Origin of the sequence: Pseudomonas sp. 22526 (assembly GCF_052044735.1) — a bacterium.
Classification (GTDB): Bacteria; Pseudomonadota; Gammaproteobacteria; order Pseudomonadales; family Pseudomonadaceae; genus Aquipseudomonas; species Aquipseudomonas piscium.
On sequence record NZ_JBQENK010000016.1, the window covers coordinates 105,724 to 132,595 of the forward strand.

Here is a 26,872-nt window from a genome sequence, read left to right on the forward strand (position 1 = left end):
GGTTTGTTTCAATTTGTGTCTTGATTGTCATGGACCGGGTACATGGCCGATTCGACCGATTCGCGAAACAAACTAAAAGCCATTCCGGCGTTTTTCATCCAGGGTCAGAGGCATAGTCTGCCGCCATCGAATTTATCGGCCTTGTCCCGGAGCTTTTGCATGTCGGCAGCGACCCTTCATTACATCTACGATCCTTTGTGCGGCTGGTGCTACGGCGCCAAGCCGCTGGTACAGGCGGCCCAAGCGGTGCTGCCGGTGGTGACCCATGGCGGCGGCATGATGACCGGGCGCAACTGCCAGCAGGTTTCGCCGCAACTGCGCGATTACGTCATGCCCCATGACCGGCGCATTGCCGAATACACCGGGCAGCCGTTCGGCGAGGCCTACTTCGACGGTTTGCTGCGCGATTATTCGGCGGTCTTCGATTCGGCCCCGCCGATCGCCGCGGTCCTGGCGGCGCAGGCACTCGCCGGGCGCGGCCTGGAATTGCTCGGACGCTTGCAGACGGCGCATTACGTCGAAGGGCGACGCATCGCCGATGTCGGCGTACTGTTGGAGCTCGCCGAAGGCCTGGGCTTCGAGCGCGGCGAGTTCGAAGAGGCCTTCGAGTACGCCGCGGCGAACAGCCTGAATGAGCACATCAAGGCCAGTCGCGCCTTGTTGGCCCGGGTCGGTGGCCAGGGTTTCCCGACCCTGGTGCTGGAGCAGGACGGCCAGTTCAGGCTGATCGATATCAGCCCCTGGCTGGGCAAGCCGCAGGCGTTCGCCGACTGGCTGAGCGAGGCCTTCGGTGCGCCCGCGGTCGAAGTTTCACCCAGTCTGCAGGCCTGTGGCCTGAGCGGTTGCGCCCTTTGAACCACCCACTTATTGACGGAGTCACCCATGGATAACCTGGCACTGATCAAAAGCACCTACGAAGGGGCCAACTCCCAGGAGAACGCGAAAAACACCGCCGCCGCCCTGGCCGCCGATGCGCGCTGGACTGAAGCGGCAGGCTTTCCCTACGCCGGTACCTACTTCGGTTTCGATGCTGTGGTAGAGAATGTCTTCAAGCGCCTGGCCACCGAGTGGGAAGGCTTTGCCTTCACCGTCGAGAACTATGTGGCCCAGGGCGACAAGGTGTTCGCCTACGGCAATTACAGCGGCGTCTATAAAGCTACGGGCAAACCGCTGAACGCCCGCGTGGCCCATTTGTGGACCCTCAAGGATGGCAAGGTCACGCACTTCGAACAGTTCGTCGACAGCCATACCGTGCAACTGGCCATCAAGGATCGTTAAGTTCTTAGACGATTTTCGCCTATTTTCAGACGATTCTTGAAATTGACACATTGTTCGGGGCGCAGATAGGATTCGCGCCAACGCCTGTGGCCAACGGCCATAACATTAAAAAAATAAAAGGCCCGCCGCGATTCTTCGTGGGCGGGTCTTTTTGTTCTGGCCTGAAAAAAGAGCGCTTAAGCGCCGTTTCCAAGGAGCACCACAGCGCGTCATCAACCCGTAATAAGGAAAATAAAATGTTGAACAAGCGGATCGGTCTGATCGCACTGGGGATTCTGAGCAGTACTCAAGTTATGGCTAACGACCAGGCTGAGTCCAAGGGCTTTGTCGAAGACAGCAGCCTGAAAATTCTGCTGCGCAACGCTTACATCAATCGCGACAAGAAAGACGGTAACGATGACCAGCGCGAGTGGGGTCAAGCGGCCATCGGTACCTTCTCGTCGGGCTTCACCCAAGGCACCGTGGGCGTGGGCGTCGACGCCTTCGGCCTGTACGGCCTGCGCCTGGACAAAGGCAGCCACAGCGGCGGCCAGGGCATCGACTTCTTCAAGCCAAGCGAAGGCGGCAACAAGAGCCCGGCAGGCGACCTGGCCAAGGCCGGCGCCGCGGTCAAATTCCGCCTGTCCAACACCGTGCTGACCTACGGTGACCAGATGCCGGCCCTGCCGGTGCTGAGCTACGACAATGGCCGTCTGCTGCCGGAAAGCTACACCGGTACCCTGATCACCTCCAAAGAGATCAAGGGCCTGGAGCTGAACGCCGGTCGTTTCACCGCCGAGTCGCGTAAAAGCGCCGAAGGCCGTGACAGCGGTGGCCTGAAGTCGATCAACGTATTGGGCGGCAGCTACCAGTTCACCGAACAGTTCAAGGGCTCGCTGTACGCTTCCGACGTCGAAGACGTGCTGAAGAAGCAGTACGTGAACCTGAACTACGTGTTCCCGCTGGCCACCGATCAGTCCCTGACCTTCGACTTCAACGGCTACCGCACCAAGCTGGACAAATCCTACGCCGAGTTCAAAGAAGCAGGCGGCCAGGACAACAAAATCTGGAGCCTGGCGGCCACCTACGCCACCGGCCCGCACTCCTTCACCCTGGCGCACCAGCGCAGCACCGGCGACAGCAACCTGGGCTACGCCTACGGCGGCTACCAGAAAGAGCAGCGCCGCGTGGGTGACGGTGGCAATACCATCTACCTGGCCAACTCCTACTGGTCCGACTTCAACGCTGAAGACGAACGCAGCTGGCAGCTGGGCTACGGTCTGGACTTCGGCGCCTTCGGCGTACCGGGCCTGACCTACAACCTGGCTTACGTGCGTGGTGACAACATCACCTCCACCAACAGCGAGGGCCACACCACCACTGGCGGCACCGAGCGCGAAATCTTCAACCAGTTCAAGTACGTGGTCCAGAGCGGCCCGGCCAAGGACCTGAGCGTCAAGGTGCGTAGCTCGATCCTGCGCGTGTCGCAGAAATCCAGCGGCTACAACGACAGCGGTAACGAACTGCGTGTGTTCGTCGACTACCCGATCAACGTGTTCTGATGCACGTCTGATCGCGGCCTGATGCAAGGCCGGCAATAGAAAAAGCCCCGACTGGCTCGGGGCTTTTTTGTGGGCGCAGCGAACTCAAACCCCAAGAGCAACAAAAATCCCTGTAGCCGCTGCCGCAGGCTGCGATCGGCTGCGAAGCAGCCGTGCTTTTAGGGGCTGTGGTAAATCCGCCGCCCTATCGCCCGGTTACTCCAACACCCTCACCACATCATCGATCAGCGCCTTGCTCATCGCCTGCAAGTAATGCGATGCCCAGGCATGGCGGTCGGTGCTGCGCTCCATGGCCGCGTCTTCGGCCAACCGCTTGGCGATATGCAGCAGGTCCGAGGCATGGGACAGGGCCTCGCGGATCGGAATGCCGCTGCTGAAGTGAAACAGGGGTTCGCCTGAGTGGTGGGGGCAGGGGGTGAGGCCGGGGGTTTTTAGGTCCTGTGGATTGCTTGCGTACATGGTCTGGCTCCTTGAGATGGGAAGCCGCCACTTTTTTGTGGCGCTCGTGCGCCTTGACTGGTTCGAGTTCTCACACCCGGTCGCTGAATGGGCAACGACGAGAGGGAGGTTAGCGTGAAGGATTTGGGTGCGACAACAGCGGGCAAAGCAAAGTGACAATTCGCAGGTTTAGGACGCTTGTTGTCCGCTTTGATTTGTCAGGTCACTCAGGGCTGTTGCGCCTGAAAGCTCTGCAGATAAGCCAGCAGATTATCGATCTTCTCCTGATCGCTCAGCCCCCAGAAGATCATCCGCGTACCGGGCACCACTGCTTTTGGATCTTCGAGGTAGGCCACCAGTTTGTCGCGGGTCCAGATGATGCCGGATGACTTCATCGCGTCGGAGTAGTGATAGTCCGCCACGCTCCCCGCCGTGCGCCCGAAAATGCCATTCAGTTGCGGCCCAAAGGAACTGCGCACCGAAGGCCCGATATTGTGGCAGCCACCGCAGATGCGCTTGAACAGCTTGCCACCGGCCTCGGCATCGCCCACCGCTTCTGCCTGGGCGTGGAGCGATAGCAGGCTGAGCATCAGGGCCAAGGTCAGGGCGGCGGTTCTTTTCATGTTCGGCTCCGGATCGGGTGTGGCTTGTGGCAAAAGCGGGGGGCTATTTGAGCATGGTTGGCGGGTGTTGGGGATGGTCATCAGGGGAAAGGGACGGGGTGGTACCACAGCTCCCTGGCCCTGTGTCGCGTAGGGACCCGGCGCCGCACGTCCGTTGGGGCGCACTATACTTTTCAAAAGATTTGCCCCGGGGATAGAGGCAATGTTCCAGCAGGCTTGGGAGGAGGGTTAAGCATCGGTGTGACGCTGCGGTTGGGCGACGTTGCGTTTGCATGGCCACAGAACAACCGGCACGGGATGACGAGAAAATGGCGATAGCAATCATCTTGGTTCTAGTCGTTGTCGCTTCAGTGCTGTTTCACCTGCTTGCTCCCTGGCAGATGACGCCGGCGGCTTCCAACTGGGGGTCGATAGACACCACGCTGCTGATCACCCTGGTCATCACCGGAATCTTTTTCATCGCTATCACGGTATTCATGGCCATCGCCGTGATTCGCTTCCGTCACCGGGAAGGTTCCCGGGCGCACTACCAGCCGGAAAGCAAGAAACTGGAAGGATGGCTGGTCATCCTCACCTCGCTGGGCATCGTCGGCATGTTGGCGCCCGGGCTGGTGGTCTACAACGATTTCGTCCAGGTGCCGCAAGAGGCCACGCAGCTCGAAGTGGTTGCCCAGCAGTGGCAGTGGGCCTTTCGCTTTCCCGGACAGGACGGAAAGCTCGGCAAGGCGGATGTCAAATGGATCGATCCCGGCAACCCCTTCGGTCTTGATCGCAACGACCCTGCGGGGCAGGACGATGTGCTGGTCATGAACAATGAAGTGCGCCTGCCCATCGATCGGCCGGTAAAAGTCCTGCTGCGGGCAAAGGATGTCTTGCACGATTTTTATGTTCCGCAGATGCGCGCGAAGATGGATATGGTGCCGGGCATGGTGTCCCACTTCTGGTTCACCCCGACCCGGCTCGGCAAGTTTGAAGTGCTTTGCGCGGAGTACTGTGGCCTGGGCCACTACAACATGCGCGGCCATCTGATCGTCGAGGAGCAGGGCGCTTTCGACCAATGGTTCGCCAGCCAGCCGACCTTTGCCCAGACGCTGACCAGCGTCGCCACGCCGAGCCGGGACAGCCTGCTGGAAAAAGGCCGCCAGTTGGTGGAAAACCATGGCTGCCGCGCCTGCCATAGCCAGGACGGCAGCGCCAGCCTGGGCCCGGGCTGGAAGGACCTGTACGGCCGCGCGGAACAACTGGCCGATGGCAGCAGCGTCCAGGTCGACGAGGCTTACCTCAAGGAATCGATTCTCGAGCCGCAGGCCAGGCTGGCCCAGGGCTTTCCGCCGGTCATGGTGGCCTATACTTTCACCCAGGATGACCTGGCCGCCGTGGTGGCCTTCATCAAGTCGCTGAGTGCCGCGGGGCAGAACGAGCAAGGCCCTGCTAGCGCACAGGATGAGTTGGCGGCGCAGGGACAGCGGCTGGCCGAATCGCTGGGTTGCCTGGCCTGCCACAGTGTCGATGGCAGCCAGGGTATCGGCCCGAGCTGGCAGGGTTTGTACGGCAAGACGGAAACCCTGGCCGATGGTTCTCAGATCAAGGTCGATGAGGGCTACCTGAAGGATTCCGTGCGCCAGCCTGGCGCTGCGATCGTCAAGGGTTATGCCGCAGTGATGCCGACCTTTACCCCCAATGACAAGGAACTGGACGCTCTGATCGCCTTCATCAAGTCGAAAGCTGCTGTCGACGCTGATGCCGGCAAGGTGGAATCGGGCAAGTCGCCGTAGATAGCCGGAAATGCTCCGAAACTTACCGGAGGATGACCTGATGGCTTATGTCGAGCACGCAGAAACAGAAGTTCTTCACGAACCGAAGAGCTTCTTCACGCGCTATATCTGGAGCCAGGACCACAAGGTCATCGCCATCCAATATTCCCTGACGGCCATATCCGTGGGGCTCGTCGCCCTGGTGCTGTCCGGCTTGATGCGCATGCAGATCGGCTTTCCCGGCAGCCTCGAGTTCATGGACGCCAGCACCTATTACCAGGCTATGACCATGCACGGCATGATCATGGTCATCTACCTGCTGACGGCCCTGTTCCTGGGCGGTTTCGGCAACTATCTGATTCCGCTGATGGTTGGCGCCCGGGACATGGTCTTCCCCTACGTCAACATGCTGAGCTTCTGGTTCTACCTGCTCTCGGTCCTGGTGCTGCTTTCCAGCTTCTTCGTCCCGGGCGGGCCCACCGGGGCGGGCTGGACACTCTATCCGCCGCAATCGATCACACGGGGCACCCCGGGTACCGAATGGGGCATCGTGTTGATGCTGGTGTCGCTGGCGATCTTCATCGTCGCCGCCACCATGGGCGGGCTGAACTACGTGACCACGGTGCTGCAGGCACGCACTCGCGGCATGACCCTGTTTCGCATGCCGCTGTCCGTCTGGGGCATCTTCATGGCCTCGATCCTGGCCCTGCTGGCCTTTCCGGCCTTGTTCGTCAGCGCCGTGATGATGCTGTTCGACAAGCTGCTGGGCACGAGCTTCTTCATGCCGGCGGTGGTCTCCATGGGGCAGCAGCTCGCGCATCAGGGCGGCAGCCCGATACTGTTCCAGCATCTGTTCTGGTTCTTCGGCCATCCGGAGGTCTACATCGTCGCCCTCCCGGCGTTCGGCCTGGTCTCCGACCTGATCAGCACCCATGCGCGTAAGAACATCTTCGGTTATCGCATGATGGTGTGGGCCATCGTCGCCATCGGCGTGTTGAGCTTCGTGGTCTGGGCGCACCACATGTACGTCAGCGGGATGAACCCGTACTTCGGCTTTTTTTTCGCCGCCACCACCTTGATCATCGCCGTGCCGACCGCGCTGAAAGTCTACAACTGGGTGCTGACCCTGTGGCATGGCGACATTCACCTGACGGTGCCGATGCTGTTCGCCCTGGCCTTTATCGTCACCTTCCTGGTCGGCGGTCTCACCGGCTTGTTTCTCGGCAACGTGATTGTGGATATCCCGCTGTCGGACACCTACTTTGTGGTGGCCCACTTCCATATGGTTATGGGGGTCGCGCCGATCCTGGTGGTATTTGGCGCCATCTATCACTGGTTTCCGAAGATCACCGGGCGCCTGCTGAACGACACCCTGGGCAAGCTGCATTTCTGGATAACCTTCCTGGGTACCTACTGCATCTACTTCCCCATGCACTACCTGGGGCTGCTGGGCATGCCTCGGCGCTATTACGCCTGGCAGAACTACGACTTCATCCCGCAATCGGCGCAGCAACTGAATGCGTTCATCACCGTTGTCGCGCTGACGGTCGGCGTATTCCAGCTGCTGTTCCTCTTCAACCTGGTCTGGAGCGCCTTCAAAGGCAAGCCGGCAGGCCCGAACCCATGGGGCGCGGCCAGCCTGGAATGGCAGACGCCGGACACTCCGCCAGTCCATGGCAACTGGGGCGCGGAGCTGCCGGTGGTGCACCGTTGGGCCTATGACTACAGCGTGCCCGGGATAGAGCAGGACTTCGTGCCACAGACAGTCTCCGCCGAGGAGTTGGAGCAGATGAGGCAGCGCGACGCAGAAGCCAGGATCGCGGGCGAAAGACCATGAACGGGCCGCTACTGAAAAACACCGAAAGCGCCGGCGCCGGAGGCAGTTGGAGCCAGCCCCCAGCGGAAGGCTTCGATAGGGCGAAAGCCGCGAAAGTGGGCCTGCGCGTGTTTCTGGGGGTGGTGACCTCGCTGTTCCTGCTGTTCCTGCTGGCCTTTATCGCGCGTTCGCAAATGGCCGACTGGCAGCCTCTGACCGAGCCTTTGGCGCCGTTGGCCAGCGCACGGCAACTCTGGTTGAACACGCTCCTGCTGGTGCTAGGCAGTATCAGCCTGCAGTGGGCACGGATGGCCGCTCGGCGGGGCGCGTTGAACGGGGCCACCCTCGGCTTCACCCTGGGCGGGGTCTTTGCGATTGCCTTCCTGGGGGGGCAACTCTGGGTCTGGAAGCAGTTCGTCGACTGGGGCTATTTCGTCTCCGCTAATCCAGCCAACAGCTTTTTCTATCTGCTGACCGGCGTGCACGGGCTGCACCTGCTGGGAGGCCTGGCGGCCTGGGGCAGCGTCGGTGCCAGGTTCCTGCGACGGGTTCCGCTGTCGCAACTGGCGCCCAGCGTGGAGCTCTGCGCCATCTACTGGCACTACCTGCTGGGGCTCTGGATCGTCCTCTTCGCCCTGCTGACCAGCACGCCGGAAACCTATCAAGCCATCGCCGCATTCTGCGGCCTGAGGTGAAGCCATGGCATTGCCCTCAGCAACCCCTCCGGAAGATCCCGTCCCGCCCCCAGCCGATACGCTGGTAGCGGGATGGAAGAGCATCGCCACCGACTGGGCCTCGGATCAGGATGCGTTCAAGCGGGTGCCCTGGGGCAAGGCGATGATGTGGATCTTCCTGCTCAGCGACACCTTCATCTTCACCTGCTTCCTGACCGGCTACATGTCGGTGCGCATGAGTGCCACCGCTCCCTGGCCGAACCCCAGCGAAGTGTTCGCCCTGACCATCGGTGGCGTTGAAATCCCCTTGATCCTGATCGCCATCATGACCTTCGTGCTGATCAGCAGCAGCGGCACCATGGCCATGGCCGTGAACTTCGCCTATCGCCGCGTGCGCGGCAAATGCGCGGCCCTGATGCTGGCTACCGCAGCCTTCGGGGCGACCTTTGTCAGCATGCAGGCGTTCGAGTGGAGCAAGCTCATCGCCGAAGGCGTACGCCCCTGGTCGAACCCCATGGGCGCCGCGCAATTCGGTGCCAGCTTTTTCATGATTACCGGTTTCCACGGGCTGCATGTATCGGTCGGCGTCATTTACCTGTGCATCGTCGCCTTCAAGGTATTGCGCGGTGACTACGAGCGCTCCGGCAACTATCAGATCGTCGAGATAGCCGGCTTGTACTGGCACTTCGTGGACCTGGTGTGGGTATTTATCTTCGCTTTCTTCTACTTATGGTGAGCCCGCAGAGGAGTACCGGCGATGGCACATGCACAAGGTCAACAGCATCCAGTGAGCTTGTACCTGAAGATCTGGGGACTGTTGTTCGTACTCAGTACCCTGTCCTACTTGGTTGACTACTTTCACTTCCAGGGCTACTTCAGGTGGTCGATGATCCTGGTGCTCATGTTGTTGAAGGCTGGCCTGATCGTTTCCATCTTCATGCACATGGCCTGGGAACGCCTGGCGATGGTCTACGCCATACTCGTCCCGCCATTGTGCTTGCTGGTGCTGGTTGGCCTGATGGCAGCCGAGGCGGACTACGTGTTTTCCACCCGGGGGATTTTCCTCGGGCAATGACCGGCTTCCGCCTCCGGCATTCAAGCGCCGCTATATCGTGCGCTTGAACTGATGCCATTTCTGCAGCCAGGCCACTACCCAGTGAGGAGCTGCTGCGCCGGTTCCGGCGAGCTGTAGCTGTGGGTGATGGCTGATGACCCGATCCAGGACTGTTTCCTGAGCGGGTTCTACATCCACGAAGAAGATGTGCTCGCCGTCTCTTAGCGTCTTTTTCAAATTGCTGAAGTGGGCATTGGGTACCTGGATACCGAAGAAGCCGCCTTCCCAGATACAGAAGCCCAGGATCACGATCGCCAGAAAGATGAACGGCACCCAGCCTGCCGCGGACTCGGTCCAACCTGCCAGATAGGCACCGAGCAGTACCAATGCCGCGAGCGGTATGCCAATGACCGCGCCAATCTCGCCAGAGTGAACGACATCCTGCTTCATGAGTGAGTTCACATCATGCAGGTGATGCTGTTCCACGTCCGCATCCCGGTCGCTGAGCACATGAATCTGCTCGGTACTGATGCCGCTGGCTTCCAGTTCGCTTTCAACGGTTTCCAGATCGTCGAGATTATCGCTGATGTAAAAGTGTCGGTTCATGAGTCACCTCCTACTTCATCGTCGCAGAGGCCCCCCTTTTTCTGCAGTCGTTATCTGAAACTCCAGACCGTTTTCCTGTCGCTCTGGATAACACTGCACGCTTGTTGCTAGCTAAAAAAGTATAGCACCCACCTTGGCAACGCCTTGCCAGCCGGGGGCTACGGGCACATAGGGCAATCCGAGGGGGGGAGTCCTTCTGTTCGATTTGGCCTGGTGAAGTGGGTATTAGCGGTTTGTTGCCCGTAGGAGACCTGGCAGCCCTTGCGCTTAAAGCCTGCCGAGCTTTTGTGCATGCAGGGGACAAATGATTGGCCTTCCGGAGAAATTTCATCGGCATGGGGTTGCGTCGAAGTACTGTATGTATGTACAGTTATTTTGGCTGGGATTCTATCCAGTTCAACTCAATGCAACATTTTTCCATGGAGAGAATTTATGAAGGGAAGCTTTATCCGTCTTGTGCTTTCGCTTGGCCTTGCTGCTGGGGCTGTTGGCGCAGCGCATGCTGATAGTTCGCCTGTTGGCTTATGGCGGATGTCGACGCTCACCATTCCAGGCGGAGCGGCGGCGACTGTTCAGACGGTTTGCTTAAAAGCCGATAACACCTGGTATTCCACAAGCGAACCCAATTGGAACGGCAACTGGTTCAAGAACGAAAAAGATGTCCATTGGTATGGAAGTATTCCCATCTCCCAGATCGGTACTATTGCGAGCATGGCGATGGGTAAGCTGGACAGCCCTACCGCCATGACAGGCAACTATGCGGAGTGGACCGCCCCCGGTACTCCGCCCCTGTCTTTCGATAGGCATTTCACTTATTCGATGGTTTTCCTACAGGCTGACTGCCCGCCACCAAAGCAATGATCAGCAAGTTTGGGAGTAGCTAAAACTGGCGGCCCCTGTAACTCTTTTGAATTGAGCTTTGGCGGTAGAGCGCGATGCCTCATTTGGGCACGTGGATCAAAATGGATGCCGGCTTACTCGTATTGCAAGATCAGTTGCCCGCTCCCGGATAGCCGGACCGATGTGCGACGGAGCCACGATTATGTTTTGTATGAGCGGCAGGTGTGGATAACTCAAGAGCCGCTAGAACAATGTACGTCTGGTAGAAACAACAAAGCCCTCGCATCGTTGCGAGGGCTTTGTTTTGTAGGGTGCCGCACCGGGAGTCGAATCCAGACACTGCTTATGCAGTGTCTGCCTCTGCGTACACCTGGCGATTTGTTACTTGCTCAGTTTGACCGCCAGTTGTGCCACGTACTGGCCCTGGTGACGAGCGATGTCCAATTCACGAGCATCAGGCTGACGAGAGCCGTCACCACCGGCAATGGTGGATGCGCCATAAGGCGTGCCACCGCCGACACTGGAAGTATCGAACAAGGCTGGCGAGCTATAGCCGATGGGCACAATGATCATGCCGTGGTGAGCCAGGGTGGTCCAAGTGGAGGTAATGGTCATCTCCTGGCCACCACCCGTACCCGTCGAGGTGAATACGCTGGCGAGCTTGCCAACCAGGCCGCCCTTGGCCCACAACCCGCCAGTCTGGTCGAGGAAGTTGCGCATCTGGCCCGACATATTGCCGAAGCGGGTCGGAGTACCCAGGATGATTGCGTCGTAGTCGCCCAGCTCGCCTGGTGTGGCAACCGGAGCGCTCTGATCCACTTTCCCATGGGCAGCCTTGAAGGCTTCCGGGTCCATGGTCTCTGGTACACGTTTGAGGGTGACCTCGACCCCGGGAACGCTCCGGGCACCTTCCGACACGCTCTGGGCCATTGTTTCGATATGACCGTACATCGAATGATAAAGAACCAATACCTTAGCCATGCGTACTTCCTCTTGAGGTGTGTTTTGAGCTGACTGACTGCCTGTTAAATAGGCGATCAGATTAGTTATCCATCCCACCGTTTCACCCTGCATCTGCGTGAGTCGTGGCGCATGATCGATCTAATTGGCTTCTGTGAATATGAGAAAATATCGAACGGGATGTTCGAGAAAATTGATCGTTGTAAAACAACGATAACTGATGAGGATGACTGTTCTTTTAGGAGCAGGTCATGAATGTTTTTATTTTTTGCGGCAGGAATACGTTTTTAATTGATTGAAAAGTATAAGAAATATATTTGGATTAAATAATTGATAGCACCCTTGATGGGGCTTGAAGCGCGGCGTAGTACTGAAGGGGATTTGAAAGCGAGGGGGATGTCGGACAAGGTTCTATGAAAGCCTCAGAATCGCCCACTGATACCCAACAGTGGCCCCTTCTGGACAATGTCGTAGACAAAACCGTCATGGCGATAATTCACCCCCATGGCCCGGTAACCGGCCACCGCAGAAAAGCCGGGCAAGAACTCCCAGCCCGCCAGTGCGGCCAGATCCCAGTCTTCCCGGGACTGCCCGGCGCCCACCATGCCCCAGGATGACAACCAGAATCGGTCATTCACGGCATAGTGCCCACGCAGCCCCGCCATGGCGTCCGCCCAGGTAGCCTTGTCGGACCCGGACAGGCCGCCAGCAGGTCCACCATGCAGGGTGATGGTGGTGCTGCTGTACCAGACGCGCACGCCGCCCGCGACGTCCAACCGATGATCGTCATCCCCCAGCACGGTGTAGCCGCCCCCCAGGAATCCGGAAGCTGTCTTGCTTTCCACCTCAAGCTTGGACGCCGGGGCGCCCTCTGGCAGACGATTACGGGTGTCGGTGTCGATGTACATCAGGTCGGCGAGCACGCTGTACGGCCCGCGTCGCGCCTCGCCCATCAGCATCACCGACATATCGACAGTGCGCGCGATGTCCGAGAAGTCGGACTTTATAAACTGGGTCCCGGTGCTACGGTGGCCCACGTGCCCACGGATCCCGGCGCCCCACAGGTAAGGCCCGCCGTTGAACTGCCAGCCATCACCGTCTGCCGCCATGGCCACCATCGGCAGACTGGATCCGGCGGTCGTAAAGGCGCTGAACAGCAGAGCCAGGCGGGCGTGCTGACGCCACAACGGCGAGCGCGGGTTGTCACTGTGCATCATGGTGCTTCTCCGGTCAGTGCTGGGTCAGCGAGAGCGCCACGCTCTCGGCCGCACAATCCTCTGTAGGTTTCAGGCCTGTCTTTTGAGCAGCCTTGACCTCTTCCTTCGCCGCCGCGAGGTCCGCCAGGAACGCCGGATTGCCATGCAGGCTCGCCACAGTGGCGGCCCCCATGATGCGGCCAGCATCCACGTCGCTCTGCCAGTGTGCGTCGCAGATCACCCGGCTCTGGCCGTATGACAGGCCACGGGTCATCAGTTCGGTGGCGCGTGCAGGATTGATCTCGGCCAGGACCAGGCCCCACGCCCAGCCCGCAGCGGAGTGGCCGGACGGCCAGGAGCCATCTGTGCGCAGCAGTGGCTCCATGTCCTTGCGGCACGTGCCTTCGTTATGCGCCACGAATGGGCGGGTACGGTTGTAGGCATTTTTCCCGGCGTAGGTGGAACCGCCCGCATCCGTTAGGGTGCGCTGCATCAAGGTATAAAGATGCGGTGTGCTTTTCTCGGTGATCTGCGTACCCAGCGCGCAGGAGAATGTTTTCGCCGGGCCCGGGAATGACAATTCCGCGTCCGCTGCTGCGAGTTTCTCCCGGGCCGTACCACGTAGCGCCAGCGCCGCACGGCGTGCTTCCTCATCCCGTGCAAGCGCCGCAGAGTCAGGCTTTGGTGGGGCGCCAAGCAAAGCCAGGCGTACTGGCAAATCAGCCGGGTCAAGATAGCCTTTAGCCAGTTCGAAGTCAGGGTCCGTTACTTTCGTGGCAGCATCGTCGGCAAGCACCAGCCCTGACCAAAGCAAGCCGGCCAGCGATAGCGTCAGCCCCAACTGTTCCTGTACTTTTTTCATCGATTGCTTCCTTGTCTATCCATGTGTCGGACGGTGTCGGTACCAGCGGTTTATCAAAATCGGTACAAGGCGTTCAGATAGGCACCTGCACCGACCTTCTCACCTGTCAGCGGGCTGTTGCGGGCGTCGGAGACCAGGGCGTAGGTCTTGATGCCGCCTTCCAGTGCCAGCTGTGGCTGCCATTGCCAGGTGAGGCCCAGCTTCAAGGTCACGTCCCGCATCCCGCCACCCGGGTGGTATTCATCGAACCGGGTGCGTGCGGCTTGCTGGGCCGTGACACCGAAGCGGGCCATCATGTCGTTCTCATTGCTCCAGGTGCCGTACAGCGTCGAGTCCAGGGTCAATGTCGAAGACAGTGGGTATGCAGTGGCGACCCCGGCTTCCAGGTACGCCGTATGCCCCAGGCTTTCGCCACCGTAGTTGCGGTTCTGGCTCGATTGCAGACCGCGAACGAACAGGCGGCCGGCCGGCAGGATCCAGTACACTTCCGCCCCGACCAGGGCAGTGCTGTCCAGGTTGCCCATTCCCTTCAAGTAGTCATCACGACCGTCCAGGGTATGAATTCTTTCCTTGCGCCCCTGGTCATAACCGATCAGCAGAGCCACCCCGAAAGGCGCCAGCCCCGGCAAGTCCCAACGCAGTCCATCCGGGAAGGCCGCGGTAAAGGTGCCCCAGTCTTCGGTAGGCAAGACCGCTTTCAGTTTCAGCGACGGGAACGCGGCGTAATGTGAAGAGCCTTCATACAACGGGCCAACGGCAACTCCGCCACCTACCGTCACGGATGGAGTGCCGTTTGAATCGTCAATGGCTGCGTGTGCAGGCAACGCCAGCGTCAATGCGAGGGCTGCACCTATGATGAACATCACCGGATATCTGAAAGAATTTGGATTATCTTCGGTTGTCATTGTTTATTTCCTTTGGCGTGAACTCTGTAGTTCAGAGCCATCCCTGACTTAATAAGCCATATCAAACTTGGTGACCTTTGCGTTTAACGCTACTGAGGTGCCAGCCAATTAATCTGACGAACCAGCGACTATTCGAATGATTGAACTTATAGAGCGACGGGCTGCGGCTGTGGAAAACTCCATTGGCCATTCAGTATTTCGTTACTCGGCTGATAAAGCCTGACCGTATAGTTCCAGTCGGGCGTAATAGGCAGGCAATTGGCGATCTTTCCGTCGCAACCACCGAATTGAATGACAATCGAGCCATCATCACTTTTTTTGGCAGTGAGGTTATTCAACGAATAGGCGTCATATGGGTTTTTCTGAAAGTATCCGTCTGCGTTGTAAACACTCACAGACCAGAAACTGTTGACCGGGACATGTCCAACTTTGAGACGGTAAACGGTTTTCCCATCGTTCTGCGGCATCACACCGCCGAGGTAGATTGCGTCCTTGCTCGGATTTCCGCCCCACCCCGTCGCAGTTCCGATCAGGTGGTGGATCGGATCGACCTTGCCTTTAGGGCCAAAGGACTGGTTGTAGTTGGGAATCGTCGATCCAAGAACAGCCAGGGCATCACGCATCTTTTTCTGGCTCGCCTGATCCCACTTCGGTACTGCGAACTCCCCTGGCTTGGCCTGGCTGACCTTGATTGCGTCCTGCAGCACATGCACCTGCTCAAGGTCTTCCCGATCTGTGGGATCGAAGAACATGCGGACAGCGACAAAAATATAGCGTGTACCGATATCCTCTTTCGTCAGCGTATGGCGGCCGGCACCGTAAACGACGGCGGTTACGTAGTGATCTTCGTTGACCACTTGCATCGACAGGAACCTCTCACCAGCCTCAGGCAATGTGATGGTGACTGGACCGGCATCGAGATCGAACACAGCTGACGAGTAAAGCGTGTCCCGATTCATTCGGATGACATTCTGATCGTCGATGGGAACCGGTTCGCGGCTATGAACAAACCGACCAAAACCTCCACTGGTCACCATTTTGCCCATGTAGAGGTCGGACTCGGCACGGACAAAATTATCGACACCCACCTGCGTCGCCGCATCGGAGGATGACTGAGCGTTTGCGCTCGCAAGAGTTGCCAGCGTCAATGCGACGATGCAGACCGTGGATGAATAGGACATTTAAACCTCTTGATCTTATAAGAAGTGATTCCATTCACCAGCTTCAGACTTTTCTTGTGCCTGGATTGCTTGCTGCACCGCTCGCTGGTGTTGGCATTACCTTTTCAGACTGTATAAGAACGTCTTCATGGAAACTTGCCATTTGGTGCCAAAAGGCGAAGCCATTACGCAGCGCCGTTGGCGGAGTTCGCACAGAAATGGCTGCCGAGATCAGGACGACAAGCCATATCCCGGTAGTTGCAGGCTTCGCGGGTCTCTATTGGAAGGCATAGCCCGAAGTGGGCCAGATGGTCTGGCGGGAGGGGGGAGGTGGTTAGGCGAAGACGCTGTCTTGAATTTTAATAATCATGTTTCAAGGCCGAGCGGTAGCGCGACGGTAAACTCCCAGTCCAGCGTTTGAAGGCTCGAGTAAAGTGCGCTTGATCGCTGTAACCCACCATGTAGGCAATTTCGGTCGCGGTGTATTTACCGCTGGCAATGAGCTGAAGGGCTTCGCTGCGACGCGTCTCGTCGCGTAAATCTTCGAAGTCGATGCCGCAATATTTGAGACGACGCTGCAGTGTTCGAGAAGACAGTCCGATGTTTCTGGAAATAGCGGTAAGTTTGGATTGATCCTGGTCCGATATCTGCTCGATAAGCACGCCTGCCGCTTCCGCTGTCGACCTCAAGGCTTCGGTGACTTTCCAGGCGTCATCCCGAACAGGTTGCAGGGGCGTGCCTAGCAGCTCACGGTCGAATTCGATCATGTTGTACTGCGCATTCATTTCGAGATTCGGCCCCAGGTATTCTTCAAGCGCCTCGTCTCCTCTTTCCCTTGGGTTTTGCAGATGCACGCGTATGGCGCCAGGCTCACCGGACATGAGCGGTACTTTTCTAAGCAGCGCAAGAGTGCCGAGAATGACTTGCTTCGGATCAGCCCCGTGCTGTCCGGTAAATTGGTGGATCAGTTTCGTCGTACGGCCTTCGGTGACGATTTCTACTTCTCCTCCTTGATGCAGTAAGTCCGTATAGATCGACGCCACTGCACAAGCCTGGGCGAGGTTGGTTGAGTCCAATATCAACTCGCCCCAGGCACCGAGAGAGCGTACTTCGATCAGGTGTCCCACACATGCACCACCGAAGGGGTCCTGTGCGATAGCTGCCATTTCGTTGGCTATATGAAAGCAGGCCGCTCGCGGTACCCAGGCGTCAGGGTTTTGAAAAACATGAGGGGAAATACCATAACGCCGAAAGAACTCCAGCGGCGACACCCCTCGCATGCTCAGATAGGGGGCTATGTGCCGAAGAGTGCTGAGTTTGATGGACGGCGTAGCATTCGTCATAAGCGTTTGCACCTGTTTTTAAAGGCAATGCACGTGAAAACCGTCTTAGCCCGCAGGGAAACACTAGCGCAAAACTTTTGCCAAGGTAGAGGTCGTCGCCGTCGAAAGCTTGTAGGCGCAGTTGGTGGGCTTGGCTGAGCGGCAAGCCGAATCGGAGAGTGGAGCCGTGGTGTGCGACATAAGGGGACTCCCCTTGTATCGAATTGCCTTAGCCCTAAAACGGCCGCAATCCACCAGGTTTTGCCATAACCCGACAGAGCCCCAAAACGAAAAAACCCGCCAGAAGGCGGGTTTTTCGGGAGTTCCAGAGATTTTGAAAGCCTTCTCTGGAACCTTGTATGGTGCCGGCACCAGGAGTCGAACCCGGGACCTACTGATTACAAGTCAGTTGCTCTACCAACTGAGCTATACCGGCGTGTCAGGGCGACGATTATAGCGATTGGCGGGGTTCTGTAAACCCCTGAAATCTGACTATTTTTGCCTAGTGCCGGGCACTAGCCGCGGACCAGCACTTTCTTGAGTTTTTCGATGGTGCGCCATGAGCGGCTGTTGCGCAGGGCGTGGAGTTCGGCTTCGGCGCGGTCGGCGCGTTGGCGTTCGGCGATCAGGGCCTGTTCCAGGTCGGTGTCGGGGGCGACGAAGCTGTGGCCGGGGCGGAACTGGAATTCGTCGAGGTTGCACGGCGGGAGGTCGAAGGCGCCCTTGAGGTTCAGGTGTTCTTCGGCCAGGTAGAAGGTGTTGATGCCATCGAACACTACTGGGTGATAGCCGGCGCCGGTAACCAGGCTTTCCCAGGTCTGGTCGCGGTTCCACGGGGTTTCGATCAGCAGGATCCACGGCCGCCAGCGGCTGAAGTCCATGCTGCGCAGCACGGTTTCTTCGTGGCCTTCGACGTCGATCTTGAGGAAGTGGATGGGGCCGTCGACGTGGGCTTCGCAGATATCGCTCAGGGTGCGCGAGCTGACGATCTGGGTCTGCACCGGCATGCCGGCGTCCTTGTGCTGCTGGGCGATGGTGGGGTCGAGGGTGGACAGGCCGGTATCGGCGATGCTGTAGAAGGTCAGGGCCTCGGCGTTGTCGCCGGCCGCGCATTGCAGGTTGGTGTCCCGGGGGCGCTCCTGGCACAGGGCGTTGTAATAGCTCGGTACCGGTTCGACGTTGATCCCGCTCCAGCCGCGATCGTAGAAGGCGCGGGTTACGGAGTCCGTGGTGGGATGGTTGGCGCCGACGTCGATGTAGAAGCCTTTTTCGACATGTTTGAGCGCGCGCCACAGGCGGATGTCTTCGAAATTCTGTGCATAAGAAATGAACGTCACTGTCTTTTCCCGTCAGTCACAAAGGTTCTGGCTCGGACGCGTCCGCGAGCGCCTGCGTCTGTATAACAAGCGCCGCCAACCGGCGCAATTTGCTGTCTACCAGGTGCCGGTTTTCGGCGGTTATGTCCTTTGGTGTTAACGCTTATGCACAATCGATTGCCGTTGCGCGGCGATTCCGGCCGATTTTGTGGATCCGTTCTCAATTCGCCGCAACTGGCTGTTTTTGCGTTGATTTATTTTTATGAACAAAAAATGACCAGCTATGTATCAGGCCTGTAGCAGGCACTTTCAGCGGCTTTGTCATGAATTCATCAACAGAGTTATCCACAGGCTGGATGGGGTGGTGGATCCAAGTTATCCACGCTCCGCCAGCAGCATCAGGTTGCGTGGGGTGAGCGGTGCCGGGCAAAACAGGCCCAGTTGCACACGGTAACCCTGTTCCTGCAAAAACAGCCCGCGATCGAGCACCAGCCACAGCTCCAGGGGGCGGCGGAACAGGCCGCGCAGCAGCTCCAGGTTGCGCACCTGGGCCAGGCGTTGCCAGCCGGCGGCTTCCAGTGCCGGCCAGTCCTGCGCACCGACTGTGGATAAGTGCTTGAGGGCGGCCAGGTCGCGGCAGTAGTCGGCGAAGGGTTTGTCCAGCCAGCTGGCGGGCAGCGACGGGGTGGGCAGGTAGTCATCGACGCCGCGCAGTTGGCGTTGCAGCAGGTCGAAGGCCAGGCGCCGGGCCATGGAGCTGTCGCGCTGGCGGCGTACCCGGGCGCCGGCGGTAACGGTCTCGCTCAGGGGCAGGCCCAGGTCGTCGAGGGACAGGTGCAGCGCCGAGCCCTTGGCAGGGCCGGAGAGCGGCTGGTATTCGGCGTGGTGGATGCGGTTGTAGCAGCAGGGTGCGATGGCCAGTTGGCGACAGCCGCGCGCGCTGGCCAGTTGCATCAGGCGTACATGCAGGTCGCCACAGGCGTGCAGGGCCACCGGGGTGTGTTCGGCGTTCAGGCGGGCAGCGGCGTCGGCGGCGAGCACGTCCTGCTGCAGGTGGCTGGCCGGCAGCCGATGGTGTTCGCTCAGTTGTCGGCCGCTGGCGACCAGGGCCGGGTCGTATTCCAGGCAGGTCAGCTGTTGCCCGGGTTGCAGCAGGCGGCGGCCGAGGTGGCCCTTGCCCGAACACCAGTCCAGCCAGTGGCTGGGTGTCTGGGTGAATTCCAGGCAGGCGGCGAAGGCTTCGATCTGTTGCCATTTACGCCCGGGCACATCGACGTTGAGACGCTGGCGGGCGGCTGGCACCTGGTGCGTCCGCAGCTCGGCCACGGCGCCCAGGGTGGCGGCAGTCCGCGCCAGATCGGGGAAGGGCGCGGGCGCGTCGAGCAACTCGGGGTGGTTATGGCTGGCCTCGGCGTCGTCCAGGCTGCGCTGGCGCAGCCATTGGGCGAGTTCGTGGTGTTGGGCTTCCCAGGGTAGTTGCAGCTCGGTGAAGGGGCGTGGACGCCAGAGCTGTTGATGGTCGAGCAGGAAGCGGTCCAGGGCCTGGAAGCGGGTGAGGAGTTCGGGGCCTTGGAGGATGGAGGGCATGGCGGGCAGCTCAGGGTGTGGTCTGTAGGAGCAGGGGGGACGCCTAGTCCTTGCCCGCGATAAGACCGTCGCGGGTTGTTTGATATACCGCGTTATCGTTTATCGCGGGCAAGCCTCGCTCCTACAGAAGCATTGCGTCAGCGGCCTTGGCACTGCTCGACGCGCAGCCAGCGTTCCAGCAGCTTGAAGCCTTGCACCAGCACGTAGGACATCAGCAGGTAGAACACCCCGGCGGCGAAGAAGATCTCCACCGGCAGGTAGGTGCGGGCGATGATGGTGCGGGCCATGCCGGTCAGTTCCAGCAGGGTCACGGTACTGGCCAGGGCGCTGGCCTTGAGCATCAGGATCACTTCGTTGCTGTAGGCCGGCAGGCCGATGCGCGCGGCCCGGGGCAGGATGATGTAGAACAGCGCCTTGGGCTTGGACATGCCCAGCGCCCGCGCCGCTTCGATCTCGCCCGGCGGGATGGCCTGGATCGCCCCGCGCAGGATCTCGGCGATATAGGCCGCAGTGTGCAGGGTCATGGTGGCGGTGGCGCACCAGAACGGATCGCGCAGGTACGGCCACATCGCGCTGTTGCGCACCGCGTCGAACTGCGCCAGGCCGTAGTAGACCAGGAACAGCTGCACCAGCAGCGGCGTACCGCGGAAGAAGAAAATGTAGGCATAGGGCAGGGCGCGCACGTACCACAGGCGCGACGAGCGGGCGATGCCCAGCGGAATGGCCAGCAGCAGGCCGGCGATGACCGCGATGGCCACCAGCTCCAGGGTCAGCGTGGCGCCCTGGGCCAGCTTGGGCAGCCACTTGATGATCACTTCCCAGTTCATTGGGCGCTCCTCGCGAAGCCGCGTGCGGCGCGTTTTTCCAGGAAGTGCATGCCGGTCATGGCCAGCACGGTCAGGCCCAGGTACATGAAGGCCGCCACCATATAGAAGGTGAAGGGTTGCTTGGACACGGTCACGGCGATCTGCGAGTGACGCATGATTTCTTCCAGGCCGATCACCGAAACCAGCGCGGTGTCCTTCATCAGGATCATGAACAGGTTGCCCAGGCCCGGCAGGGCGATGCGCCACATCTGCGGCATGATCAGCTTGGTGAAGATCCGCCATTTCGACAGGCCCAGGGCCACGCCGGCCTCACGATGGCCCTTGGGGATGGCGAGGATCGCGCCACGGAACACTTCGGTGGCGTAGGCGCCGAAGCACAGGCCGAGGGCGATGACCCCGGCGGCGAAGGCGTTGAGTTCCAGCTCCGGGTTGCCGAAGAACTCACCCAGGGCGCGCATCAGGTTGACGGTGCCGAAGTAGATCAGCAGCACCCAGAGCAGCTCGGGAACGCCGCGCACCAGGGTCGAATAGGTGCCGCCAAGCCATTGCAGCGGCTTGTAGGGGGAAGTCTTGGCCAAGGCGCCGAGCAGGCCGAGCACCAGGCCCAGGCACAGCGCCGAAAGAGCCAGCTTGACGGTCATCAGCGCGCCAGCGGCAAGCGCCGGGCCGAATCCGTAGAGATCGATATTCATGGATGGTTATTCAAGTCGCGGCAGGCTTTGCTAAGGACCGGCGCCCTCGGGGAGGGCGCCGGGCAGGCCAGTCAGTATCAGTAGATGCTGAACGGGAAGTACTTGTCGTTGATCTTCTTGTAGGTGCCGTCGGCCACGATTTCTTTCAGGGCGGCGTTGAGCTTCTCGCGGATCGGATCGTTCTTGCGCACGGCGATGCCGATCTTGTCGCTTTCTTCAACCGGGTCGCCCTTGAACTCGTAAGGCTTGCCCGCTTCGCTTTTCAGCCACTCGTAGTTGACGTACTTGTCGGCCAGGATCGCGTCCAGGCGGCCGGAAGTCAGGTCGAGGAAGGCGTTTTCCTGGGTGTCGTAGAGCTTGATGGTGATGTCGTCGCCCAGGTTGTCTTCCAGCCAGGTACCGGCCAGGGTGGCGCGCTGCGCACCGATGATCTTGCCCTTGAGGGAAGCCTTGTCGGTCTTGAAGTCGGCCTTGTCTTTAGGGGCGATGAACTGCAGCTTGTTGGAGTAGTACGGGTCGGTGAAGTCCACCGCCTGCTTGCGCTCGTCGGTGATCGACATCGAGGATATCAGGAAGTCGAACTTCTTGGCGTTCAGGGCCGGGATGATGCCGTCCCAGTCGGAGGTGACCACTTCGCACTCGACTTTCATCTTGGCGCACAGGGCATCGCCGATGTCTTTGTCGAAGCCGACGACCTGGCCGCTGGCATCCTTGTTGTTGAACGGCGGGTAGGCCGCTTCGATGCCCATCTTCAGTTTGTCGGCGGCCATCGCATTGGCCGAGAACACCAGAGTGGCGGCAGCGGCCAGGAGGAATTTCTTATAGCTCTGCATGCGTGTTGCTCCGTTAGCGGTTGCTGGACATGAATTGTTTGCAGCGCGCCGAAAGCGGGTTCTCGAACACCTGCTGTGGCGATCCTTGCTCTTCCACCAGGCCCTGGTGCAGGAACACCACTTCACTGGAGACCTGACGGGCAAAGCTCATTTCGTGGGTGACCAGCAGCATGGTCCGGCCTTCTTCGGCCAGGGCGCGGATCACGTTGAGCACTTCCTGGACCATTTCCGGGTCCAGTGCCGAGGTCGGCTCGTCGAACAGGATGACTTTGGGCTGCATCGCCAGGGTGCGGGCGATGGCGGCGCGTTGCTGCTGGCCGCCGGAGAGCTGGGCCGGGTAGGCATGGCGCTTGTCGGCGATACCGACCTTGGCCAGCAGCGCTTCGGCCACTTCGATGGCTTCGGCCTTGCTCTGGCCGAGCACCCGGCGCGGGGCCTCGATGATGTTGTCGAGCACGCTCATGTGCGGCCAGAGGTTGAAGTTCTGGAACACGAAGCCGATTTCGCTGCGCAGGCGGTTGATCTGCTTGCCGTCGGCGGCAACCAGTTCGCCGTTCTTGGCGGCCTTGAGCTTGAGTTCTTCGCCGGCCACCAGGATCTGGCCCTGGTGCGGGTTTTCCAGGAGGTTGATGCAACGCAGGAAGGTGGACTTGCCGGAACCGGAGGAACCCAGGATCGAGATCACATCGCCGTCGCGTGCGGTCAGCGAGACACCCTTGAGTACCTCCAGCGAGCCGTAGCGTTTGTGCAAGTTGCGGATTTCAAGCGCGGGCGTGGCCTCAGCCATGTGCGGTCCTCATGAGTTCATTGCGCTCCTGCTGGTAGCGGCTTTCCTGGCGAGGCGCCAACCTAGCATAGCGTTCGAATGACAGCCAACAGCGCTTCAGGGTGTAAGCAGACGGCGTGTGACAGGTTGTCGCATCGGCACAGCAGACTGTCGCCCCATCAACAACCGAACGCCCGTTTGAACCCTGTTCCCAGCGGGTGTCGCGTAAAAAAAGGCGCGATGGTGCCAGCTTTGGCCGGGTGTTGGAAGGGTAAAACGGCCAAAGGTTGCGTATCCGCCCTCTATTTGTGCATCGCACACTTTTTATGTGTGTTTCTGGTGCGCTGGTTCGTTCTACAAATGGGTGGTGCGGTAACGTTCTGGCGCAAGGCCATTAATCTCAAGGACTTGCGATCATCCGTCGGTCGCCTTCGCAGGCCGCGCCGGCTGGGAGCCTGTAACATTTTGGCGCAAATCTTGCGTAAGAAATAAACAACGCCTTGTTGGATTCTTTTTACGACTGCCTGTGTGAAAGGAAAAGCCAGACCGGGTGGACGCTTTCGCTTTCTTCGCAAAGGTAGTTTCAATGAGCAGTACGCAGACCTCCAATGACCTCGAACAGGGGCTCAAACCGCGGCATGTGACCATGCTGTCGATCGCCGGGGTAATCGGCGCCGGGCTGTTCGTCGGTTCCGGCCACGCCATCGCCGAAGCCGGCCCTGCGGTGCTGCTGGCCTACGCGGCCGCGGGCACCCTGGTGGTGCTGGTGATGCGCATGCTGGCCGAAATGGCCGTCGCCTCGCCGGACACGGGTTCCTTCTCGACTTATGCCGACCGCGCCATCGGCCACTGGGCCGGTTTCACCATCGGCTGGCTGTACTGGTGGTTCTGGGTGCTGGTGATTCCGCTGGAGGCCAACGCCGCCGCGACCATCCTGCATGCCTGGTTCCCCGACATCGCGATCTGGGTGTTCACCCTGGTCATCACCTTGCTGCTGACCGCGACCAACCTGTTCAGCGTGAAGAACTACGGTGAGTTCGAGTTCTGGTTCGCCCTGATCAAGGTCGTGGCGATCATCGGCTTCGTGGTGCTCGGCCTGCTGGCGATCTTCGGCCTGCTGCCGACCAGCAATGTCAGCGGTGTGTCGCACCTGTTCGATACCCAGGGCTTTTTGCCTAACGGCATGGGCGCGGTGCTCGCCGCCATGCTGACCACCATGTTCTCGTTCATGGGCACCGAGATCGTCACCATCGCCGCCGCCGAATCGAAGAACCCGGGCCAGCAGATCAGCAAGGCCACCAACTCGGTGATCTGGCGGATCGGCCTGTTCTACCTGGTGTCGATCTTTATCGTCGTGTCGCTGGTGCCATGGAATGACCCGAGCCTGGCCCAGGTCGGTTCCTACCAGACCGTGCTCGATCGCATGGGCATCCCCAACGCCAAGCTGATCGTCGACCTGGTGGTGCTGGTGGCGGTGACCAGCTGCCTGAACTCGGCGCTCTACACTGCCTCGCGCATGCTGTTCTCCCTGGGCAAGCGTGGCGACGCCCCGGCCGCTTCCAAGCGCACCAACAGCAGCGGCACGCCTTACTGGGCGGTGATCCTGTCTACCGCAGCCGCCTTCCTCGCGGTATTCGCCAACTATGTAGCACCAGCTGCGGTGTTCAATTTCCTGCTGGCCAGTTCCGGCGCCATCGCCTTGCTGGTGTACCTGGTGATCGCGGTATCGCAACTGCGCATGCGCCAGAAACGCACCGCGGCCGGCGAGAAGATCGCCTACCGGATGTGGCTGTTCCCGGGCCTGACCTACGCGGTGATTGTGTTCATCGTCGGGGTGCTGACCATCATGCTGTTCCAGGATGCCCATCGCATGGAAATCATTGCCACCGGCCTGTTGAGTATCACTGTGATCGCGGCGGGCCTGCTGGTGGCCCGTCGGCGCAAGCTGGAGAAGCAGGCGGCCGGTGTATTGAGTCGCGCCTGAGTCTTTCCCGGTAAGTAAAAAGGCCGCTGTCAGCGATGACAGCGGCCTTTTTTGTGGTCTGTACCGACGCTTTCGCGGGNCCCGCGATGACGATTGAATATTCGACGCAGCAGTGAGGGCCATGCATGACGCGCTGTAGCCGCTGCCGAAGGCTGCGATCGGGTTGGGCGGCACTCCGACGAAGCGGTCGTCTGCGGTGTGTCAGTCGTTATCGGTTCGCCGGGTTTGCGGCCGGTGCCCGGCCGATCGCAGGCTGCGCCAGCGGCTACAGATGGTGTTGAGCCTTACTTCTGCATCAGCGCTTCGGAGGCGGCCAGGTAAGCGGCCTGGAACTCGGGGCTTTCGATCCAGGCCAGGGCGCCGGCCTCGTCGGTTTCGGTGGACCACTGGCGGTACTCGATCAGGGCGGCAAGGATGAAGTCCATGGCGCCTTCTTCGCCTTCCTGCTCGTAGACGATCTCCAGCAGCGGGTCTTCCAGGAACGCCGCGCACATCGCCTGCTGGCTGGTCTTCTCGGCGTCGATCATTTTCTTGAACAGCTCAGTCAGGTCCACCGATTCGAAGTCGATGCGGTCGTCGTTCGGGTCCAGTTCCGCCGGCGCGGCGTTGCGCTGGGTGCGGTTCTGCTTGGCCTTGGTTTTCGCCCGCTGGGCTCTTTTGTGTTGCTTGTTCGCAGATGCCATGGGCGTCGTACCTTTTGCGCAAATAGGAGGGCCAGGCATCGATACCGCGTCCGGCCTGGCTTTAAGGCGGCAGAGGATGCCAGTAAATGCGCCGCCTGGCACGCTCAATGGCTACCGCTGATCAGGCGTCCCGGCGCATCCGTGGGCAGCGCCGCGTGTTGCAGCCAGGCCAGGGCGATCGGCCACAGGCGGTCCTGGTAATGGCTGCGGAAAAACGCGAAGTGCCCGACTTCCCGCTCGCCGATGTCCCCGGGCTCGATGCGCCAATGGCTGCGCTGGCTGGAGGTGAAGTAATCCAGCAGGCGCTCGATGGCCGGCACGGTGCCGTAAGGGTCGTCGCTGATGCTGATGGCCAGCAGCTGCGCCTTGACCCGGGCGAAGGGCAGCGCCGGATCCCGGCGCGCCAGGTGGCGTCCGCTGGGCCGCCGTTGATAGTGCGCGGTGGGCGTGGCCCAGTCGCGCACCACGCCGGCGGGGGTGTCCTCCAGCCAGCCCAGGCGCTTGCCGGGGAAGTAGCCGTAAAGCGCCGTCAGCAGCGGCATCACCACATGCCATTTGCCGAGCATGCGCCAGCGGCTCGCCGGGGCGTAGTCGCGCCAGTAGGCGAACTGCGCGCCCACCGTCACCACGCGGCGGATCAACTGCCCGGACGCCCCCAGCCCCGCCGCGCAGCCGCCGAAGCTGTGCCCGACCACATCGATGGGCTGGCCGGGGAATTCCCGCTGCGCGCGTTGCAGCATGGCTTCGAAGTCCAGGCTGCCCCAGTCCGACCAGGACGCCTTCAACTTGCGCATCGAGGCCGGCCGCGACTCGCCGATGCCGCGGTAGTCGTAGGTGATGACATCGAAGCCATGGCTGAACAGGTAGTCGGCGAACCGCGAATAGTGCCGGCAGCGCACCGAAGTGGCGGCATTGATGATCACCACCGGGCGAGCGCGGTCCGGCTCTGCATGGCGCCAGGTGAAACCGCCCAGGACAAAGCTGTCGGCGGCGGGTTCACGAAAGGCTGCGCCAGGGCTGCTGGCCGTGGCACTTGCCGGGAGCAGGGGCGAGGGTGGGGATTGCACGGTCATCGGCGCGTATTCCTTTACCGGGAAAGGGGGGGGCGACGCTTTTGGATCCAAGCATTAATAACCGCAGAGTCCGCAGCCTGGC

27 protein-coding genes and 1 tRNA gene are annotated in these 26,872 nt (G+C 60.3%); 10 read left to right on the top strand and 18 right to left on the bottom strand.

What is annotated here, in order from left to right; all coding sequences use genetic code 11:
* Positions 1-159: 159 nt before the first annotated feature.
* The 3 genes from ACTJKT_RS22840 to ACTJKT_RS22850 all read left to right on the top strand — a co-directional run bounded on the left by ACTJKT_RS22840 (position 160) and on the right by ACTJKT_RS22850 (position 2,819).
* The gene (locus ACTJKT_RS22840) at positions 160-855 is read left to right on the top strand and encodes a DsbA family protein (RefSeq protein ID WP_440788679.1); all 696 of its coding nucleotides are present in this window, start codon (positions 160-162) and stop codon (positions 853-855) included.
* Positions 856-882: 27 nt separating this feature from the next.
* Complete coding sequence (locus ACTJKT_RS22845) at positions 883-1,278, top strand: nuclear transport factor 2 family protein (protein WP_440788680.1); 396 nt, start codon at positions 883-885, stop codon at positions 1,276-1,278.
* 236 nt (positions 1,279-1,514) lie between these two features.
* Entirely contained in the window at positions 1,515-2,819 is a 1,305-nt protein-coding gene (locus ACTJKT_RS22850) for an OprD family porin (RefSeq protein ID WP_102678141.1), read from the top strand.
* 195 nt (positions 2,820-3,014) lie between these two features.
* Here the strand turns inward: ACTJKT_RS22850 and ACTJKT_RS22855 are convergent, their stop codons facing one another.
* Together ACTJKT_RS22855 and ACTJKT_RS22860 are read right to left on the bottom strand one after the other, a co-directional pair.
* Positions 3,015-3,278, bottom strand: a complete 264-nt coding sequence (locus ACTJKT_RS22855; protein WP_440788681.1) for a DUF3077 domain-containing protein — start codon at positions 3,276-3,278, stop codon at positions 3,015-3,017.
* Between the two features lie 206 nt (positions 3,279-3,484).
* Positions 3,485-3,880, bottom strand: coding sequence for a c-type cytochrome (locus ACTJKT_RS22860; RefSeq protein ID WP_440788682.1), 396 nt, complete (start codon positions 3,878-3,880; stop codon positions 3,485-3,487).
* 308 nt (positions 3,881-4,188) lie between these two features.
* On the opposite strand from ACTJKT_RS22860, the gene ACTJKT_RS22865 reads away from it, so the two are divergent.
* The 5 genes from ACTJKT_RS22865 to ACTJKT_RS22885 are packed head-to-tail and all read left to right on the top strand — an operon-like array spanning position 4,189 to position 9,199.
* Positions 4,189-5,655, top strand: a complete 1,467-nt coding sequence (locus ACTJKT_RS22865; RefSeq protein WP_440788708.1) for a cytochrome c oxidase subunit II — start codon at positions 4,189-4,191, stop codon at positions 5,653-5,655.
* Between the two features lie 40 nt (positions 5,656-5,695).
* A complete protein-coding gene (locus ACTJKT_RS22870) occupies positions 5,696-7,471 on the top strand; it encodes a cbb3-type cytochrome c oxidase subunit I (RefSeq protein WP_440788683.1) in 1,776 nt (591 codons plus the stop codon).
* The gene (locus ACTJKT_RS22875) at positions 7,468-8,145 is read left to right on the top strand and encodes a cytochrome c oxidase subunit 3 (protein WP_440788684.1); all 678 of its coding nucleotides are present in this window, start codon (positions 7,468-7,470) and stop codon (positions 8,143-8,145) included. The genes ACTJKT_RS22870 and ACTJKT_RS22875 overlap by 4 nt, the downstream gene beginning before the upstream one ends.
* 4 nt (positions 8,146-8,149) lie before the next feature.
* Entirely contained in the window at positions 8,150-8,860 is a 711-nt protein-coding gene (locus tag ACTJKT_RS22880; RefSeq protein ID WP_440788685.1) for a heme-copper oxidase subunit III family protein, read from the top strand.
* A gap of 21 nt (positions 8,861-8,881) precedes the next feature.
* A complete protein-coding gene (locus ACTJKT_RS22885) occupies positions 8,882-9,199 on the top strand; it encodes a cytochrome C oxidase subunit IV family protein (RefSeq protein WP_025808376.1) in 318 nt (105 codons plus the stop codon).
* Positions 9,200-9,229: 30 nt separating this feature from the next.
* Here the strand turns inward: ACTJKT_RS22885 and ACTJKT_RS22890 are convergent, their stop codons facing one another.
* Positions 9,230-9,784 (bottom strand): hypothetical protein, encoded by a 555-nt coding sequence (locus ACTJKT_RS22890; RefSeq protein ID WP_063427811.1) that lies wholly within the window; start codon positions 9,782-9,784, stop codon positions 9,230-9,232.
* Between the two features lie 432 nt (positions 9,785-10,216).
* Between ACTJKT_RS22890 and ACTJKT_RS22895 the strand changes: the two genes are divergently transcribed.
* A complete protein-coding gene (locus ACTJKT_RS22895; RefSeq protein WP_440788686.1) occupies positions 10,217-10,645 on the top strand; it encodes a hypothetical protein in 429 nt (142 codons plus the stop codon).
* A 360-nt stretch (positions 10,646-11,005) separates the two neighbouring features.
* Here ACTJKT_RS22895 and wrbA read toward each other — a convergent pair whose 3' ends face one another.
* From wrbA to ACTJKT_RS22960, 13 genes are all read right to left on the bottom strand, one after another.
* Positions 11,006-11,605, bottom strand: coding sequence for an NAD(P)H:quinone oxidoreductase (gene wrbA / locus ACTJKT_RS22900; protein WP_038582938.1), 600 nt, complete (start codon positions 11,603-11,605; stop codon positions 11,006-11,008).
* A gap of 401 nt (positions 11,606-12,006) precedes the next feature.
* On the bottom strand, positions 12,007-12,801 hold the full coding sequence (locus ACTJKT_RS22905; RefSeq protein ID WP_440788687.1) for a hypothetical protein: 795 nt from the start codon (positions 12,799-12,801) through the stop codon (positions 12,007-12,009).
* Positions 12,802-12,814: 13 nt separating this feature from the next.
* Positions 12,815-13,642 carry an acid phosphatase gene (locus ACTJKT_RS22910; protein ID WP_440788688.1) on the bottom strand — a complete coding sequence of 276 codons (828 nt, stop codon included), beginning with the start codon at positions 13,640-13,642 and terminating at the stop codon, positions 12,815-12,817.
* A gap of 53 nt (positions 13,643-13,695) precedes the next feature.
* On the bottom strand, positions 13,696-14,547 hold the full coding sequence (locus ACTJKT_RS22915) for a MipA/OmpV family protein (protein ID WP_440788689.1): 852 nt from the start codon (positions 14,545-14,547) through the stop codon (positions 13,696-13,698).
* A 146-nt stretch (positions 14,548-14,693) separates the two neighbouring features.
* On the bottom strand, positions 14,694-15,728 hold the full coding sequence (locus ACTJKT_RS22920; RefSeq protein ID WP_440788690.1) for a DUF1254 domain-containing protein: 1,035 nt from the start codon (positions 15,726-15,728) through the stop codon (positions 14,694-14,696).
* A gap of 338 nt (positions 15,729-16,066) precedes the next feature.
* Complete coding sequence (locus ACTJKT_RS22925) at positions 16,067-17,050, bottom strand: helix-turn-helix domain-containing protein (RefSeq protein WP_440788691.1); 984 nt, start codon at positions 17,048-17,050, stop codon at positions 16,067-16,069.
* A gap of 339 nt (positions 17,051-17,389) precedes the next feature.
* Positions 17,390-17,465 (bottom strand) — tRNA-Thr (locus tag ACTJKT_RS22930).
* Positions 17,466-17,544: 79 nt separating this feature from the next.
* Positions 17,545-18,366 (bottom strand): FkbM family methyltransferase, encoded by an 822-nt coding sequence (locus ACTJKT_RS22935; protein WP_440788692.1) that lies wholly within the window; start codon positions 18,364-18,366, stop codon positions 17,545-17,547.
* Positions 18,367-18,720: 354 nt separating this feature from the next.
* Positions 18,721-19,932 (bottom strand): methyltransferase, encoded by a 1,212-nt coding sequence (locus tag ACTJKT_RS22940; RefSeq protein WP_440788693.1) that lies wholly within the window; start codon positions 19,930-19,932, stop codon positions 18,721-18,723.
* A gap of 137 nt (positions 19,933-20,069) precedes the next feature.
* Positions 20,070-20,759 (bottom strand): ABC transporter permease, encoded by a 690-nt coding sequence (locus tag ACTJKT_RS22945; RefSeq protein WP_007922607.1) that lies wholly within the window; start codon positions 20,757-20,759, stop codon positions 20,070-20,072.
* Positions 20,756-21,451, bottom strand: a complete 696-nt coding sequence (locus tag ACTJKT_RS22950) for an ABC transporter permease (protein ID WP_092306006.1) — start codon at positions 21,449-21,451, stop codon at positions 20,756-20,758. Before ACTJKT_RS22950 ends, ACTJKT_RS22945 begins: the two co-directional genes overlap by 4 nt.
* Positions 21,452-21,528: 77 nt before the next feature.
* Positions 21,529-22,284, bottom strand: a complete 756-nt coding sequence (locus ACTJKT_RS22955; protein ID WP_009046513.1) for an ABC transporter substrate-binding protein — start codon at positions 22,282-22,284, stop codon at positions 21,529-21,531.
* Positions 22,285-22,297: 13 nt separating this feature from the next.
* A complete protein-coding gene (locus tag ACTJKT_RS22960) occupies positions 22,298-23,071 on the bottom strand; it encodes an ABC transporter ATP-binding protein (RefSeq protein ID WP_009046514.1) in 774 nt (257 codons plus the stop codon).
* A gap of 565 nt (positions 23,072-23,636) precedes the next feature.
* Here ACTJKT_RS22960 and gabP point away from each other — a divergent pair.
* On the top strand, positions 23,637-25,034 hold the full coding sequence (gene gabP / locus ACTJKT_RS22965) for a GABA permease (RefSeq protein WP_169915860.1): 1,398 nt from the start codon (positions 23,637-23,639) through the stop codon (positions 25,032-25,034).
* A 284-nt stretch (positions 25,035-25,318) separates the two neighbouring features.
* Here gabP and ACTJKT_RS22970 read toward each other — a convergent pair whose 3' ends face one another.
* Both ACTJKT_RS22970 and ACTJKT_RS22975 read right to left on the bottom strand, forming a co-directional pair.
* Complete coding sequence (locus tag ACTJKT_RS22970) at positions 25,319-25,717, bottom strand: hypothetical protein (protein WP_440788694.1); 399 nt, start codon at positions 25,715-25,717, stop codon at positions 25,319-25,321.
* A gap of 104 nt (positions 25,718-25,821) precedes the next feature.
* Positions 25,822-26,790, bottom strand: coding sequence for an alpha/beta hydrolase family protein (locus tag ACTJKT_RS22975; protein ID WP_440788695.1), 969 nt, complete (start codon positions 26,788-26,790; stop codon positions 25,822-25,824).
* Between the last annotated feature and the right edge of the window lie 82 nt (positions 26,791-26,872).

Bases quoted from the DNA above. Each gene is read 5' to 3' on its own strand.
- ACTJKT_RS22970 (WP_440788694.1), bottom strand. From the start codon at position 25,717: ATGGCATCTGCGAACAAGCAACACAAAAGAGCCCAGCGGGCGAAAACC.
- ACTJKT_RS22905 (WP_440788687.1), bottom strand. From the start codon at position 12,801: ATGATGCACAGTGACAACCCGCGCTCGCCGTTGTGGCGTCAGCACGCC.
- ACTJKT_RS22855 (WP_440788681.1), bottom strand. From the start codon at position 3,278: ATGTACGCAAGCAATCCACAGGACCTAAAAACCCCCGGCCTCACCCCC.
- ACTJKT_RS22840 (WP_440788679.1), top strand. From the start codon at position 160: ATGTCGGCAGCGACCCTTCATTACATCTACGATCCTTTGTGCGGCTGG.
- ACTJKT_RS22895 (WP_440788686.1), top strand. From the start codon at position 10,217: ATGAAGGGAAGCTTTATCCGTCTTGTGCTTTCGCTTGGCCTTGCTGCT.
- ACTJKT_RS22955 (WP_009046513.1), bottom strand. From the start codon at position 22,284: ATGCAGAGCTATAAGAAATTCCTCCTGGCCGCTGCCGCCACTCTGGTG.
- ACTJKT_RS22875 (WP_440788684.1), top strand. From the start codon at position 7,468: ATGAACGGGCCGCTACTGAAAAACACCGAAAGCGCCGGCGCCGGAGGC.
- ACTJKT_RS22850 (WP_102678141.1), top strand. From the start codon at position 1,515: ATGTTGAACAAGCGGATCGGTCTGATCGCACTGGGGATTCTGAGCAGT.
- ACTJKT_RS22865 (WP_440788708.1), top strand. From the start codon at position 4,189: ATGGCGATAGCAATCATCTTGGTTCTAGTCGTTGTCGCTTCAGTGCTG.
- ACTJKT_RS22910 (WP_440788688.1), bottom strand. From the start codon at position 13,642: ATGAAAAAAGTACAGGAACAGTTGGGGCTGACGCTATCGCTGGCCGGC.
- ACTJKT_RS22880 (WP_440788685.1), top strand. From the start codon at position 8,150: ATGGCATTGCCCTCAGCAACCCCTCCGGAAGATCCCGTCCCGCCCCCA.
- ACTJKT_RS22860 (WP_440788682.1), bottom strand. From the start codon at position 3,880: ATGAAAAGAACCGCCGCCCTGACCTTGGCCCTGATGCTCAGCCTGCTA.
- ACTJKT_RS22950 (WP_092306006.1), bottom strand. From the start codon at position 21,451: ATGAATATCGATCTCTACGGATTCGGCCCGGCGCTTGCCGCTGGCGCG.
- ACTJKT_RS22845 (WP_440788680.1), top strand. From the start codon at position 883: ATGGATAACCTGGCACTGATCAAAAGCACCTACGAAGGGGCCAACTCC.
- ACTJKT_RS22890 (WP_063427811.1), bottom strand. From the start codon at position 9,784: ATGAACCGACACTTTTACATCAGCGATAATCTCGACGATCTGGAAACC.
- ACTJKT_RS22975 (WP_440788695.1), bottom strand. From the start codon at position 26,790: ATGACCGTGCAATCCCCACCCTCGCCCCTGCTCCCGGCAAGTGCCACG.
- ACTJKT_RS22945 (WP_007922607.1), bottom strand. From the start codon at position 20,759: ATGAACTGGGAAGTGATCATCAAGTGGCTGCCCAAGCTGGCCCAGGGC.
- ACTJKT_RS22940 (WP_440788693.1), bottom strand. From the start codon at position 19,932: ATGCCCTCCATCCTCCAAGGCCCCGAACTCCTCACCCGCTTCCAGGCC.
- ACTJKT_RS22870 (WP_440788683.1), top strand. From the start codon at position 5,696: ATGGCTTATGTCGAGCACGCAGAAACAGAAGTTCTTCACGAACCGAAG.
- ACTJKT_RS22960 (WP_009046514.1), bottom strand. From the start codon at position 23,071: ATGGCTGAGGCCACGCCCGCGCTTGAAATCCGCAACTTGCACAAACGC.
- ACTJKT_RS22885 (WP_025808376.1), top strand. From the start codon at position 8,882: ATGGCACATGCACAAGGTCAACAGCATCCAGTGAGCTTGTACCTGAAG.
- ACTJKT_RS22915 (WP_440788689.1), bottom strand. From the start codon at position 14,547: ATGACAACCGAAGATAATCCAAATTCTTTCAGATATCCGGTGATGTTC.
- ACTJKT_RS22920 (WP_440788690.1), bottom strand. From the start codon at position 15,728: ATGTCCTATTCATCCACGGTCTGCATCGTCGCATTGACGCTGGCAACT.
- gabP (WP_169915860.1), top strand. From the start codon at position 23,637: ATGAGCAGTACGCAGACCTCCAATGACCTCGAACAGGGGCTCAAACCG.
- wrbA (WP_038582938.1), bottom strand. From the start codon at position 11,605: ATGGCTAAGGTATTGGTTCTTTATCATTCGATGTACGGTCATATCGAA.
- ACTJKT_RS22925 (WP_440788691.1), bottom strand. From the start codon at position 17,050: ATGACGAATGCTACGCCGTCCATCAAACTCAGCACTCTTCGGCACATA.